Source organism: Bacillus smithii, from assembly GCF_001050115.1.
Classification (GTDB): domain Bacteria; phylum Bacillota; class Bacilli; order Bacillales; family DSM-4216; genus Bacillus_O; species Bacillus_O smithii.
The window spans coordinates 579,732-594,279 of the sequence record NZ_CP012024.1; the positions used below are offsets into that span (position 1 = coordinate 579,732).

A 14,548-nucleotide genomic window follows, 5' to 3' on the forward strand; every position below is an offset into this window, starting at 1 on the left:
CGTGCCATGGATCCGCGAATATTAAGCGACAATAGAGTCAGAAGCATCTTCTTTTCTCACCTTATCGATAATTCCGCTGCCAAGACAAACATCATTGTCATAAAATACGACGACTTGTCCCGGTGTCACCGCTTTTATCGGTTGTTCATATTCCACTAAAGCGGTTTTGTCAGGACGAACATGCACTTTTACTTTTTGGTCTTCTTGACGATATCTGAATTTGGCCGTACAAGAGAATGATCGTGGACTGTCATCTCCGCTGATAAAGTGTACGTCGGAAACGATGGCAGCATTTGAGAAAAGGGCCGGATGGTCTTTGCCTTGAGCGACGATTAACGTATTGTTATTTAAATCTTTATCTACGACAAACCAAGGTTCGCCGTTGCCTTTTGCTCCGATACCGAGTCCTCTTCTTTGTCCGATCGTATAGTACATTAATCCTTCATGCCGTCCCAGCACTTCTCCATTGATCGAGCGAATGACTCCGGGTTGTGCAGGAAGAAAATTCTTTAAAAAACTTTTGAAGTTTCTTTCTCCGATAAAACAAATACCGGTGCTATCTTTTTTATTGGCAGTAAAAAGGTTTAATTCCTTAGCGATTTTTCGCACTTCATCTTTCGTTAACTCTCCGAGCGGGAATAGAACTTTTGATAATTGTTCTTTCGTTAATTGACTCAAAAAATAGCTTTGGTCTTTTTTTGAATCTTTTCCTCTCAATAAATGGATTTCGCCGTTTTCTCTATTGACTCTGGCATAATGTCCCGTCGCGATGTAATCTGCATCTAAAGACAGAGCAAAGTCTATAAAGGCTTTAAATTTGATTTCCGCATTACACAAAACATCTGGATTGGGGGTTCTTCCTAATTTCAGTTCTTCCAAAAAATAAGTGAAGACTCGATCCCAGTATTCTTTTTCAAAATTGACACTGTAGTAAGGGATTCCTAGTTGATTCGAAACTTTTTTTACATCTTCATAGTCTTCCGTAGCTGTGCAGACACCATCATCATTTTTGTCATCCCAATTCTTCATAAAAACGCCTATAACTTCATATCCTTCTTTTTTAAGAAGGTAGGCAGCAACGGAAGAATCGACTCCTCCTGACATTCCTACAACGACTCTTTTCTTTCGACTCATGATTACCACCTTAACTGAAATATTTTTTATTACAGTTTCCGTTAAAAAAAAATTATCTTTTATTAATTTTATTTATAATATCTTGTATCGTAATCCCCTTTAAATAATTCATCAGATGTTTCTCGGCATCGTCAAAAATATTGATCAGTATGGAAGACAAATTTTTTCCTACAATACAGTTTTCATTTGCTTCGGGACATTTTGGTACCAGTGTGCCTTCGCTCGTAAGCATAAAGATTTTGTCTAATGTGATATTTTCCGCTTTTTCTTTTAAAGAAAATCCTCCTTTTGCTCCTTCTTTTGATAAGATAATTCCTTCTTTTCGAAGCAAACTTAAAATTTTTCTTAATCGTGCAGGATGAACAGTTACGCTGTGGGCAATGTCTTCGCTCGTTACAATCTGTTCAGATCTTGTGGCCAAATAAGTAACGCAGTGGACTGCAATAGAAAAATCACTATTCAATCGTATTACCTTCTTCCTAAATGTAATAATAAATATTACAGTTAACTATGTCAACCTATTAATTTTCATCCTTATCGTTGAAATGATGAAATTGTAAACTTTTAAGATTAAAGTGATGGATCATGATGGTATTAATCTTGCGGATTGTTAAGAATGCACGATCCATTGGGCACCCACATTCATTTTATTAAATCCATCGTACGAGAGCAAGGACGTATCAGGCATGAGCATATGGAGCACCGAGAAAAAGAGATATCATCGTGCCTTCATGTGGGAATGTTTAAAGAGTTGCCTGATTTGAAATCTATTTAGAATTAAAAGAAAATTCCTGAATGCCGTGTCTAATCTACAAATATACTGTATAAGAAACCATTTGATTCGAGGATGGGGAATCGATTCGTACAATCCTTAATGAACACTGGCTCTTTAAATGACCAACAGAGAAGAACGGACAGGTGATATCCAATTATTTCCATCTGTCTATCTACACCCAAGTCACCCCAGTCATAAGAGCCGTCCATCATTTTTCCATATCATCATTGCGTTTGGAAAATTCGGGAATAGATTCCAATCACAATCCAAAGGTGTGGTCATATGTCTTTTTCACCAAAAGCGATGATTCGTTTTAATAAAAAAACGAAAGAGTTTCACCTTCAAGGAAAAGATTTCAGCTACATTATCAAAATTTTGAAAAACAACCAGCTAGGGCAACTATATTTCGGAAAAAAAATACGCGACCGAAAGTCTTTTTCCCATCTATATTCAATTCGATCAAGGCCTTTGGTTGCCTGTGTGTATGAGGGGGATTCGTTTTCCCTTGATACTTTAAAACAAGAGTATCCTTCTTATGGTACGACTGATTTTCGTGAGCCCGCGTTTCAAATTCTTCAGGAAAATGGAAGCCGTATTACGAATTTTGAATATCAACATCATAAAATTTATAAAGGAAAGCCGAAATTAGAGGGGCTGCCGGCAACGTATGTGGAAAAAGGCGAAGAGGCGATTACGCTTGAAATTTCGTTGTACGATAAACTGATCGACACCGAAATTCAATTGCTTTACACGGTTTTTAGCGAGTGGAACGCCTTGGCTCGAAGTGCGAGAGTGGTCAATCATGGCCAGCAAGCTTTAAACTTGACCAGAATAATGAGCGCCAGCATCGATTTTTTCGACTCACAATTTGAAATGGTTCACCTCTCCGGATCATGGGGGAGGGAGAGATATGTGAAAATGAGAAAATTACAACCTGGCATTCAGAGTATTTCGAGCACACGGGGGGCGAGCAGTTCACAGCAAAATCCCTTTATCGCTTTGAAAAGACCGGACGCCACAGAACACCGAGGGGAAGTATATGGGTTTAGCCTCGTCTACAGCGGAAATTTTTTGGCACAGGTGGAGGTCGATCATTACGATGTCGCTCGTGTCACAATGGGCATCCATCCTTTTGATTTTAACTGGCTTTTAGGACAAGGAGAAAGTTTTCAAACGCCGGAAGTGGTGATGGTCTACTCTGATCAAGGACTGAATGGGATGAGCCAAACGTATCATCAGTTATATCGCACGAGATTAGCAAAAGGTTATTGGCGAGACAAAGAAAGACCGGTGCTTATTAATAACTGGGAAGCCACTTATTTTCATTTTGATGAAGAAAAACTCATTAAGATTGCTAAAACAGCGAAAGAGTTGGGCATTGAACTGTTTGTTTTGGATGACGGCTGGTTCGGAAAGCGAAATGACAGTAAAACCTCGCTCGGAGACTGGTTTGTGAATAATCGAAAGCTGCCTAGCGGAATCGCAGGGCTGGCTCAAAAGATCAATGACTTAGGAATGAAGTTTGGACTTTGGTTTGAGCCTGAAATGGTTTCCAAAGCTAGCCGATTATACGAACAACATCCGGATTGGGTGATCAAAGTGCCGGGACGGAGGATGTCCCAAGGGAGAAATCAGTATGTATTGGATTTCTCAAGAAAAGAAGTGGTCGATCATATTTATGGAATGATGGCCCAAATTCTTCGGGAAGCACCGATTTCTTATGTGAAGTGGGACATGAATCGCTATATGACAGAAATTGGATCGGCTGATTTACCTCCTGAACGTCAAAGAGAAGTTCCCCATCGTTATATTTTAGGTGTGTATGATCTATACGAAAGATTGACGACGGAATTCCCGCATGTCCTTTTTGAGTCTAGTGCTGCCGGCGGGGCCAGGTTTGATCCGGGAATGTTATATTATGCGCCGCAAACATGGACGAGTGACAACACAGATGCGATCGAACGTTTGAAAATTCAATACGGAACTTCTTTTCTCTATCCTTTAAGCGCAATCGGCGCCCATGTTACGTCTGTTCCGAATCATCAAGTCAAAAGGATCACGAGTCTTGAGGCAAGAGCACATGTGGCGTTCTTCGGAGTATTTGGCTACGAGCTGGATGTCACGAAGCTATCAGAGAAAGACAAACAAAAAGTCAAAGAACAGATTGCCTTTTATAAGAAAAATAGGAAATGGATCATGAATGGAACGTTCTATCGAATAAGAAGCCCTTTTGAAGACGATGGCAACATCGTAAGCTGGATGGTAGTTTCTGAAGATCAAAAAGAGGCGCTTGTTGGGTATTATCAAGTGTTGGGAACAGCTAATCCGGGATTTTCCCGTATTTTGTTAAAAGGTTTGCGAACAGATTATGAGTATGAAATCGAAGGAATAGACGGTACGTATTTTGGAGATGAACTGATGTACGTCGGCCTTCTGTTGGAAGATGCAAAGGGAAAAGGGGACTTCTACTCCAAAATTTATAAATTAAAGGCCATTCAAAGTGATGAAAAAGTGGGGATGAAAAATAGATGAAACGACGGATGGCCTCCTTAGATGATTGAAAAAGGAAAATACATTTTTTAAATAGAATGTGACGCAGCATAATGGGTTGATTTACGGTTGCTTTATTTGACAAAATGGCGCTTTTTCAACATGATTGTAGATGGAATATTTCGCTGAACGGGCTTGTGATCCCTTATCGGAATTCCTATTAGGATGCCCGACTACACGTGAACGAGTTTTCTTTAAGCTAAGGGAATCACGATTCGAAAAAGCCCGGTTTCGTTTCATATCCATCCAGGGAGACCCTCGAATGACCGGCTTCTCCCTGGATGGTGGATATTTCATTATATTTTATTGGATAAAGGAGCTTTTTTTATGACGTCACGATCTATTTCCCCTGATTTTGACCCGTGGGAATCTTATATGGATATTGAACAGCACGGATCATATGTACTTTCTAACGTAGAGTTTACTACTACTTATCTTTGCAATATGCGATGCGCCCATTGTGCGGTAGGGTATACGCTGGCTGCGAAGGATCCGGACGCTTTGCCTGTAGAACTATTGATCCGGCGCTTGGAAGAAGTGCCGACTTTGCGCGCTATCAGCATTACAGGTGGAGAGCCGATGTTGTCGAAAAAATCGGTGGAAAACTATACATTGCCTCTATTGAAATATGCGAAAAGCAGAGGGCTTTACACACAAGTCAATTCCAACTTGACGCTGCCGGCAGAACGGTATGAACAGCTGGCGCCGTATATCGATGTTTTACATATTTCCCATAACTGGGGAACGATTGAAGAATTTAGCGAAACCGGTTTTGCGATGATGGATCGTAAACCGCCGATGAGTAAAAGAGAGGCCTTGTTTGAGCGGATGATTGAAAATTCCCGTCTTCTTGCTGAACAAGGAGTCAAGATTTCTGCGGAAACGATGCTGAATAAAAAGACGCTTCCTTATTTAGAGAAGATACATCGCCAAGTGGTGGAGGAAATGAAAGCTTTTCGACACGAGATACATCCGATGTATCCAAGCGATTTTGCTTCCAACCTTCACTTGCTCTCGTTAACGGAAATTCGAGAAGCCATCCATCACTTGCTCGATATCCGCAGCCAGGATGTTTGGATGTTGTTTGGCACGCTGCCGTTCTATCCATGCAGCCGCAATCCGGAAGATCTCCGCTTGCTCGAACGACTTTATCAGGAAAAAAATGTAACCGTCCGTAATGATCCGGATGGACGCTCTCGGTTAAACGTCAATATTTTTACAGGCGACGTTATTGTGACTGATTTTGGCGACACACCGCCTTTTGGCAATGTACAAACAGATACGCTTTCCGCGGCATTTGAACGCTGGCTTGATTCCAAATGGGCGAAAGAACTTCATTGCCATTGCCCGCAAGCCCGCTGTCTCGGTCCAAATGTACTTGTGAAAAATGCCTATTATCCAACGGTCTCTTTCCGAGATCGAAAAGCTCTTATTGCTCAATAAAAGAACATCCAATCGGGGTCTTTCCACAACTAGAAATAGTGTTGGGAGGACCTCTTTTGATTTCAGAAAAGGGGAGGCCAAAAAGAGCAAAAAGGGATGGAAGTTGAGCCATCCCATTGTTAAATATAAAGTTTTGTCGTTATTGATCATTTTGATCGTTGTCATAAATACGACGAACATTGTTGTCTTTTGTGTTTTTCAAGTTATTATTACTGAAGTTGTTATCAGTCAGGTCGTTATTATTGAAATTGTTATTCGTTGGGTTGTTATTCGTTAAGTTATTGGGATTGAAATTGTTGTTCGTTAAGTTGTTGTTACTTATACTGTTGTGATCGTTGGAATGGATATTGCTGCTGTCAGCGTGATTGTCATGGCTATTTTGTGTACTGAAATCTTTCGCTGACACAATCTCATCTTCTTCGCCGAATTCGGAGCTAAAGGCTGGATTGTGGCGGGCTTCTCTGCCGTTGTTTTGGTCTTCATTGAACACACTTTTGTTTATATAGCGATGGAAGAATATTTCGGCAATCGCTAAAATCAAAGCAGACCAGAAGCTTGCCCAGCCAAGGGAAATGTTTTCATTTATAATACCGCTTCCGACGGCCCATATTAAAATGTACGCCAATACAAAATCGGAAATGGTAGCGGCTGTATTTCCGAAACGCGGAAGAATAAAAAGATCACTCAACATATAGGATACGACTGTCACAATTAAGCTTATGGTAAAATATTCACCGAAATCCACCCTGTAAAATAATCCAAGCACGAATGCTAATATGATCATGACCATGACAAATTTTACGATTAGTGCTCTTACGTGTTCCATCCATAACCCTCCTTTTTGAAGTCAATCTTAGGTTGGCTCCGAAAAAGGGGATTATTCATTCACCTCTCGTTTTCCAATCTTTCCCGTTGTCGAAAAATCTACACCTTTATTTTTCAACTGTTAAAAACGTAAAAAATGCAAAAAGAAGCAGTCTTGATTTCCAATTAAACCGGGGTTGTCAAGAAACGGTGCAGAAGGAATTCAACCATTCATTTAAAATGACAGATTCCTACTGGTTTACACGAATGAGGAAGAAAATTGATGCTTTTGAACAAATATTTCTGTCTAAATTTCCCGGGCAATTTCTGTTGTTGTCGAACAATAATGAAGCATTCATCTGCTTTGATCTAGTTATGATAGGAAATATTTTAAATTGCGGAAGAAAGAAATCGACAAAGAAGCCCTTTTTGAAAGCGGAAGTCAGCTTTCCCGCCAGTGGAAAATGGATTAGGCCAAAATAATTAGTGAAGATAGATGTTTAATATATGGATTTTTTCCAAAAATGGATTTACAAGGTAGACTTAAATGATAAGATTTCTGGACTCAATTGAAGTTTGTGGCGGTGTGAAAATGGAGAGGAGATTCTTGTGGATCCGTCATTTAGCCATTGCGGTCAAAATAAAAAAGGAGAGGCTATTAGCGGGAAAATAACAAGGACCGCAATGGAACATACGGAATTCATGTTATGTGTCTTGAATTTATGAAGCCATAAAATACTTTTTCAAAAACTTCGCCCATAAAGCGTGACCTTTCGTGTTCGGCAAGCCGTTGCTTTCATCGATGTAATCTTTCAGTTTGTCAGAGGAGTAGTCCGGCCAAACTTTCCAATGGTCGATATAGTTCAATCCTTCTGTTTTTGCGAATTCCTTAAGCGATTTGACTTGCTCCGGATAGTTGGATGCACCGTAAATCGGATTTGGCGGCTGGATCATCACGACTGCATGTTCGTTCTCCGCTTTGACGTCACGCACAAACGTCTGAATAACCGTATGGTTGTCTTCTACAGACACTTTGCCGTTGTCAGCCCATGTAAACGGCTCGAACAGAATCATATCCGGCTTGGAAGCGGCAATTTTCTCTATCTCCCCATTTTGAAGAAAGTCGAGTGATGTCCCTTCTTCTTCCCAAATCGATGCTTTCAGTACCGGGCTGTAGGCGGTCTCCAGCGCTTTCTTCAATTGAACAGACCAGCTGTTATCCTCTTTTCCAAGTGCTTTAGAGCCGACAATGGCTACTTGAAATGGCTTTCCATCCTGGAATGATTTTGCCAGCTGTTTGCGAGCCTGATCCGGCCAATGACTCGACAAATCTTGCCAACTTTCGTTTGATCCGTTTCCGGAAACGGGTGTCACCACAGCGGTTGAATCGACGGTCGTTTTTTCTTTCCAATACCAATAGCTTGCCAGTAAAAAAAGGGCAACGACCAATGTGAAAAACAATATCTTCCTATATCCTTTTTCAAAATATACCGTTGATATTTAGAGTAAGTAATTAAAGCGGTTTTAATTAAAACATGACAATATTTATCCTAAATTCCAACTATGATATAATTTTCCTGTTGAATAGTAATTTATAAGATTACAATCATATAGCATTGAGTTCTAGGATCTAATGGATTCCGTGCAACAATCTGTTCATTTCAGTAAAATAATCTTAAATCGGAAAGTAGGAAGAGACGATGATCGATATACACTGCCATATATTACCTGGGGTGGACGATGGGGCTCAAACTTTGACAGAAGCAGCTGCAATGGCCAAACAAGCAGAAAAAGAAGGAATTCATACGATCATCGCCACTCCCCACCATATGAACAGAAAATATATTAATCGTAAATCAGAGATTGTCGCAAAAGTAATGGAAGTAAATGCGCATTTGGAACGGGAAGGGATTAATGTAACGGTTCTCCCCGGACAAGAGGTGCGGATTTACGGAGAACTCCTTCAAGACTATGAAAATGGGGAAATCTCCACTCTTGGCGGGGATTCCTCTTATGTATTGGTGGAATTTCCGTCCGGTTATGTTCCCAAGTATGCGGAACAGCTCCTTTTTGACATGCAAATGAAGGGGCTAGTGCCTGTCATTGTTCATCCCGAACGAAACCAAGAACTAATCCAGGACCCGGACAAATTGTATAATCTAGTTAAGAACGGAGCGGCAGCGCAAATTACCGCTGCCAGCCTCACCGGCTATTTCGGGAAAAAAATTCAGAAATTTACGGAACAGCTGATTGGCGCCAACTTAGCGCATTTTATTGCTTCGGATGCACACAATACAAACAAACGCCCGTTCAAAATGATGGAGACATTGGATCGACTTGAAAAAGAATTTGGAATCGATTATGTCTATTACTTTCAAGAAAATGCAGAATTGGCAGTCAGCGGTCAGAATATCATGAAAGAACCGCCGCAACAAATTAAAAAGAAAAAATTTCTCGGGCTATTTTAACAGAATATCGGGTTGGAGCCTTAGCCCGAATCAACAACAATGTTTGAATCGAACCTCTTTTCAACAAATCAACTGAACTATCCATAAAAAATAACCATTAGGTAGGGATTCTATGCCTGAGGGAGTGGCTCTTTCATAAAAGTCGGTCATCGAGAGAAACGTGAGAGATGGCTCGTGACCTAACTAATTTTACTTTGTTAAAATACAAACATAATCAACTGCATTTTGCGTATATTTTATAAAAATCCGTTATTCGAACAAAACCCATCGGCATTCTAAAAAATTCAAACGAAAGGAAGTATGCGGTTTGAAAAAGGTACGTAAAGCGATCATACCGGCTGCCGGGCTCGGCACTCGTTTTTTGCCCGCAACGAAAGCCATGCCGAAAGAAATGTTGCCGATTGTGGACAAGCCGACTATTCAATACATAGTGGAAGAGGCAGTAGCATCCGGGATCGAAGATATAATCATCGTTACTGGAAAAGGTAAACGAGCGATTGAAGACCATTTTGACAATGCCTGGGAGCTGGAGCATAATTTGGCGGACAAAGGGAAGCTCGATTTGTTGGAAAAAGTCAGGTATTCCTCCAATTTAGCTAACATCCACTATATACGCCAAAAACAACCCCTCGGTTTAGGCCACGCCGTATGGTGCGCCCGCAATTTTATCGGGGATGAACCGTTTGCCGTTCTATTAGGCGACGATATTGTTCAAAGCGATACGCCGTGTTTAAAGCAATTAATGGATCAATTCGAACAAACCCATTCTTCCATTATCGGGGTTCAGGAAGTTCCGGAAGAAGAAACACACCGCTACGGTATTATCGACCCGGCTGGAAGCCAAGGGCGCCGCTACCAAGTAGAAAATTTTGTGGAAAAGCCGGCACCGGGAACAGCTCCCTCCAATTTGGCGATTATTGGCCGTTATATTTTAACGCCGGAAATCTTTTTGTTTTTAGAAAAACAAGAGCAAGGAGCCGGAGGAGAAATTCAACTGACGGATGCCATTCAAAAGTTGAATCAAATTCAGCGAGTATTTGCCTATCAATTTGAAGGCAAGCGATATGATGTGGGCGAGAAGCTGGGATTTATTCAAACCACGATTGAAATAGCATTACAAGATCCGGAATTAAAAGAGCCACTGTTGAAAATCATGGATAATATTTTAAAAGAAACCAATCTGAATAAAGTGAATATGTAAGAAAGAAAAAATGAAGAAAATTAGCTCGTTTAGCTATAGTCAATTTGTGAATAGTCACTTAACCCGATTCTTTTGTTGTTCTATACAACCTCAGAATCGTCATTTTGAAACAGTTGGGGAAAAGATCGTGATTTTACCAGCTGTTTCTTTTTATTCTTCCTTTGCTCGGATGATCAAAAAAGTCAATGAATCGCATTCCTTTTAAGAAAGACGGTTGTTTACTGTATAAAAAATAAAAACGAATACAAAGAACCGAAAAGTTTGACCCAGTTAAGATATGCTGTGATTTCGATGAATTATTTTAAAATAATGGTAGAGAATCTTTTTACTAAGATGAAAATAGAATTTTCGTTGGATTTTTCTCTTTGAGTAAACTCAGGGAAATATGGATATAAGCATTCATTACTGAGTAGATATACTGCTTTTAACCATTAAAAGGATTTTTTAAACGAAAGTTGAATCATGCAAGTACAGCCATTCTCTATTTTTCTTTGTCATTCACTTGTTTTTTGAATGTATAAAATGGGACGCGAATAGAATGTAATATTCAACTGAACTTTTTTGTGATCGATTCCGTTTTTTCTTTTAGAGGTCCTTATAAAAAGAGTTTGGATTCAGATTTGTACTTTTTTCGTTTTGCGTTTTTCATTGTGTTTGTAAGCAGAGTTTTACCGACTCTCTCTGTAAAGAAGGAATTTTGCTATGCTTTTTTATCATGCAATCAAGAAGACTATGATTGAAAAGGAAAATGGGGTCTTCATGGTGAATTAAGAATTGTACTTCGATGATTGGAAAACATTTCATATAAAAGGAAGCGTTATCTAAAGCGCTGTCATCCTAAGAATAGTTTGATGACTAACCAGCGGTACACTTTTAATACAGGATGATCATTTTAGCTCGACTATGGTTAGTGGTGAGGAAAAGATCAGAATGTTCATGTATGCAGTATTTTAATGATTCTATTGGGGAGTTGGAGGGGAACAATATGACTTGGAAAACGATCTATGAAAAATGGACATCTTATCCAAATTTAGATCCAGTTTTAAAAAACCAGTTGGATGGTATCAAAGATAATGAAAAACTGTTGGAAGACAGCTTTTATAAGAGTCTTGAATTTGGGACAGGCGGCATGCGCGGGGAACTCGGACCTGGTACGAATCGAATGAATCTTTATACGGTTCGGAAAGCTTCAGAAGGGCTGGCGCAATACATAAAGTCTCAAGGTGAGGAAGCGGTGAAGCGCGGCGTGGCGATTGCCTATGATTCCCGCCGGAAATCGCCGGAGTTTGCTTTGGAAGTGGCGAAAACGGTGGGGAAACATGGAATTCGCGCCTTTTTGTTTGAAAGTTTGCGTCCGACTCCCGTATTGTCGTTTGCTGTCCGCCATTTACACACATTCGCGGGTGTTGTTATTACCGCTAGCCATAATCCCCCTGAATACAACGGTTACAAAGTATATGGACCGGACGGCGGACAATTGCCTCCTGCCATGGCGGACGAATTGATTCGCTACGTTCAAGCTGTCGAAAATGAGTTGACGGTGGAAGTGGCAGAAGAAAAAGACCTTGTCAATAACGGCCTTCTCACGTATATTGGGAGCGAAGTGGATCAAGCGTATCAACAACAATTACAGACGATCCGTCAGAACAAGGAAGTCGTATCTTCTGTGGCTGATTCGTTGAAAATTGTTTATACGCCGCTTCACGGTACGGGAAATATCCCTGTTCGGGAAGGATTAAAAAACTTTGGCTTTACGAACATCACCGTGGTGAAAGAGCAGGAGCAGCCTGACAGCCATTTTTCTACGGTTCAATCTCCCAATCCGGAAGAGCACAGCGCTTTTGAACTGGCGATCCGTTATGGGGAAAAAGAAGACGCCGATCTTTTGCTGGCCACAGATCCGGATGCTGACCGTTTAGGTGTGGCTGTGAAAAATGCACAAGGCGACTATCATGTGTTGACCGGAAATCAAACAGGAGCGCTTTTGCTTCATTATTTGTTGACGCAGAAGAAAGCCAACCACACGCTTCCTGAAAACGGCGTGGTGATCAAAACGATTGTGACATCGGAGCTAGGCAGGGAAATCGCCAAAAGCTTTGGCATTCCAACGATTGATACGTTGACTGGATTTAAATTTATCGGCGAAAAAATCAAAGAATTTGAACAGACAGGAGAGCATACCTTTTTATTTGGCTATGAAGAAAGCTATGGCTATTTGATCGGCGATTTCGTGCGCGATAAGGATGCTGTTCAGGCAGCGGTGTTGGCAGCCGAAGTAGCAGCGTATTACAAAGCACAAGGAAAGAGTTTGTATGACGGTCTGATGGATATTTTTGAACAATATGGCTATTTCCGCGAATCACTGCGGTCGCTGACTTTGAAAGGAAAAGACGGATCGGAGACCATTGCCGCCCTGATGGATAAATTTCGCGAGTCTTTTCCTGCCCAAGCGGCCGGATCCCCGATCGTCGCAGTGGAAGATTACCTAAAAGGTGTCCACATGGATCTTACAGGGTCAAGTCACAGAAAAATCTCGTTGCCGTCTTCCAATGTTCTAAAATATTATCTTCAAGACGGATCTTGGTTTTGCATTCGCCCGTCCGGAACCGAGCCGAAAGCCAAGTTTTATTTCGGCGTGAAAGGAACGTCCTTGCAAAACAGTGCCGAACGATTGGCGCGACTGGAAGAAGACGTTATGCGCTGGGTGGAAAATGAACTAAATCAAATCACTGTTTACTAAGACAAAAGGGAGATGTCAGCAATGATTTTAGTTGTTGGCGGTGCCGGATATATCGGCAGCCATCTTGTAAAGGAACTTGTAGAAACAAATGAAGTCGTCGTTCTTGATAATTTATCGACGGGGCACCGTTCGCTGGTGGATCGCCGTGCACACTTTGTTGAAGGAGATCTGGGCGATAAAGCGGTACTCGATAAATTATTTTCAAATTATCCGATTGAAGCGGTGATGCACTTTGCTGCCAATAGTTTGGTGGGGGAATCAGTGCAGCATCCTTATAAATATTACCAAAACAATGTGGCTAATACTTTGACGTTATTGCATTCGATGATCGACCACGGTGTAAAGAACTTTATCTTTTCGTCGACGGCGGCCACTTATGGGATCCCGAATGTGGAACTGATCGATGAACAGCAGCCGACCCAACCGATCAATCCTTATGGTCGTTCGAAGCTGATGGTAGAACAGATTTTGTCCGATTTTGCCGATGCGTACGATTTGCATTATGTCGTTCTTCGCTATTTTAATGCAGCAGGCGCACATGAATCGACAGAAATTGGGGAAGCGCATGATCCGGAAACGCACTTAATCCCGATTATTTTGCAGCATTTGCTTGGCCAGCGCCCGAAAATCTCCGTCTTTGGCACTGACTACGATACGCCGGACGGAACGTGCATCCGCGATTATATTCATGTTACCGATCTCGCTCGAGCCCATATTTTGGCGCTGAATGCCTTGTTGTCGGGCGAAAAGAAATCAGCAACTTATAATTTAGGAAACGGAAAAGGCTATTCCGTAAAAGAAGTGATCGATACGTGCGAACGCGTCACCGGACGTAAAGCTGTCATTGAATATACAGATCGCCGTCCCGGTGACCCGGCTAGACTCGTCGCCACTTCTGAAAAAATTTACCACGAACTAGGTTGGAAAGCGGAATACGGCTTGGAGGAAATCATTGACTCCGCATGGAAGTGGCATAAAAAGGGATTTAGCGGCAAATAGGAAAGGAATAGTGAAAGGGACATTGCCAAAAACGGATGTTTAGAGCAATGTCCTTTTTCTTTTCCGGAGTCGTTTCTCGAAAAATGAAAGAACGATCGTTTTGTTTAGCATCATTCATCCGGATGTGATAAACTTCAAATGTATTTTGTGCACAAATTTGGCTATTTAATCGCTGTCGAAACGATCCTTTCAATTATTTCCTGCATCGGTGCAATTTTGAAGCGATTTGTTTAGAACGGAAGCAATTTGATTTGAATGATCATCGGCTGGCTTTCTTAACGAAATTTTGCCGATCACGCTGAAACGTGTATAAGTAAAGAGTATGTATCCTGAGCGGCTGGAAAACATTTTATGTAAAGCTTTCAGACGTTTAACCGAAGGAAAAAGAAACCAAAAAATTTAAAACAATTTCCTGATTTACCTTGACTTGTATA

General features: G+C 41.1%; 10 protein-coding genes. 6 read left to right on the top strand and 4 right to left on the bottom strand.

Annotated elements, in window-relative coordinates; genetic code table 11:
* Positions 1-21 precede the first annotated feature (21 nt).
* Positions 22-1,134 carry a tRNA 2-thiouridine(34) synthase MnmA gene (gene mnmA / locus BSM4216_RS02730; RefSeq protein ID WP_048622652.1) on the bottom strand — a complete coding sequence of 371 codons (1,113 nt, stop codon included), beginning with the start codon at positions 1,132-1,134 and terminating at the stop codon, positions 22-24.
* 52 nt (positions 1,135-1,186) lie between these two features.
* Positions 1,187-1,597, bottom strand: a complete 411-nt coding sequence (locus tag BSM4216_RS02735; protein WP_048622653.1) for an RrF2 family transcriptional regulator — start codon at positions 1,595-1,597, stop codon at positions 1,187-1,189.
* Between the two features lie 594 nt (positions 1,598-2,191).
* Between BSM4216_RS02735 and BSM4216_RS02740 the strand changes: the two genes are divergently transcribed.
* Positions 2,192-4,441, top strand: a complete 2,250-nt coding sequence (locus BSM4216_RS02740) for an alpha-galactosidase (RefSeq protein WP_244878037.1) — start codon at positions 2,192-2,194, stop codon at positions 4,439-4,441.
* A 345-nt stretch (positions 4,442-4,786) separates the two neighbouring features.
* A complete protein-coding gene (yfkAB, locus tag BSM4216_RS02745; protein ID WP_040341255.1) occupies positions 4,787-5,902 on the top strand; it encodes a radical SAM/CxCxxxxC motif protein YfkAB in 1,116 nt (371 codons plus the stop codon).
* Between the two features lie 139 nt (positions 5,903-6,041).
* On the opposite strand, the gene BSM4216_RS02750 is transcribed toward yfkAB, so the two are convergent.
* On the bottom strand, positions 6,042-6,728 hold the full coding sequence (locus BSM4216_RS02750) for a YndM family protein (RefSeq protein ID WP_048622654.1): 687 nt from the start codon (positions 6,726-6,728) through the stop codon (positions 6,042-6,044).
* A gap of 698 nt (positions 6,729-7,426) precedes the next feature.
* Positions 7,427-8,167, bottom strand: a complete 741-nt coding sequence (locus BSM4216_RS02760) for an SGNH/GDSL hydrolase family protein (protein WP_048622656.1) — start codon at positions 8,165-8,167, stop codon at positions 7,427-7,429.
* A gap of 239 nt (positions 8,168-8,406) precedes the next feature.
* Between BSM4216_RS02760 and BSM4216_RS02765 the strand changes: the two genes are divergently transcribed.
* The 4 genes from BSM4216_RS02765 to galE all read left to right on the top strand — a co-directional run bounded on the left by BSM4216_RS02765 (position 8,407) and on the right by galE (position 14,114).
* Entirely contained in the window at positions 8,407-9,174 is a 768-nt protein-coding gene (locus BSM4216_RS02765) for a tyrosine-protein phosphatase (RefSeq protein ID WP_048622657.1), read from the top strand.
* Between the two features lie 307 nt (positions 9,175-9,481).
* Positions 9,482-10,375, top strand: a complete 894-nt coding sequence (gene galU / locus BSM4216_RS02770; protein WP_003353929.1) for a UTP--glucose-1-phosphate uridylyltransferase GalU — start codon at positions 9,482-9,484, stop codon at positions 10,373-10,375.
* 985 nt (positions 10,376-11,360) lie between these two features.
* Positions 11,361-13,115 carry a phospho-sugar mutase gene (locus BSM4216_RS02775; RefSeq protein ID WP_048622658.1) on the top strand — a complete coding sequence of 585 codons (1,755 nt, stop codon included), beginning with the start codon at positions 11,361-11,363 and terminating at the stop codon, positions 13,113-13,115.
* 21 nt (positions 13,116-13,136) lie between these two features.
* Entirely contained in the window at positions 13,137-14,114 is a 978-nt protein-coding gene (gene galE, locus BSM4216_RS02780; RefSeq protein WP_048622659.1) for a UDP-glucose 4-epimerase GalE, read from the top strand.
* The last annotated feature ends 434 nt before the right edge of the window (positions 14,115-14,548 follow it).

Coding starts and splice junctions, on each gene's coding strand:
- mnmA (WP_048622652.1), bottom strand. CDS start 1,134: ATGAGTCGAAAGAAAAGAGTCGTTGTAGGAATGTCAGGAGGAGTCGAT.
- BSM4216_RS02740 (WP_244878037.1), top strand. CDS start 2,192: ATGTCTTTTTCACCAAAAGCGATGATTCGTTTTAATAAAAAAACGAAA.
- yfkAB (WP_040341255.1), top strand. CDS start 4,787: ATGACGTCACGATCTATTTCCCCTGATTTTGACCCGTGGGAATCTTAT.
- BSM4216_RS02750 (WP_048622654.1), bottom strand. CDS start 6,728: ATGGAACACGTAAGAGCACTAATCGTAAAATTTGTCATGGTCATGATC.
- BSM4216_RS02765 (WP_048622657.1), top strand. CDS start 8,407: ATGATCGATATACACTGCCATATATTACCTGGGGTGGACGATGGGGCT.
- BSM4216_RS02775 (WP_048622658.1), top strand. CDS start 11,361: ATGACTTGGAAAACGATCTATGAAAAATGGACATCTTATCCAAATTTA.
- galE (WP_048622659.1), top strand. CDS start 13,137: ATGATTTTAGTTGTTGGCGGTGCCGGATATATCGGCAGCCATCTTGTA.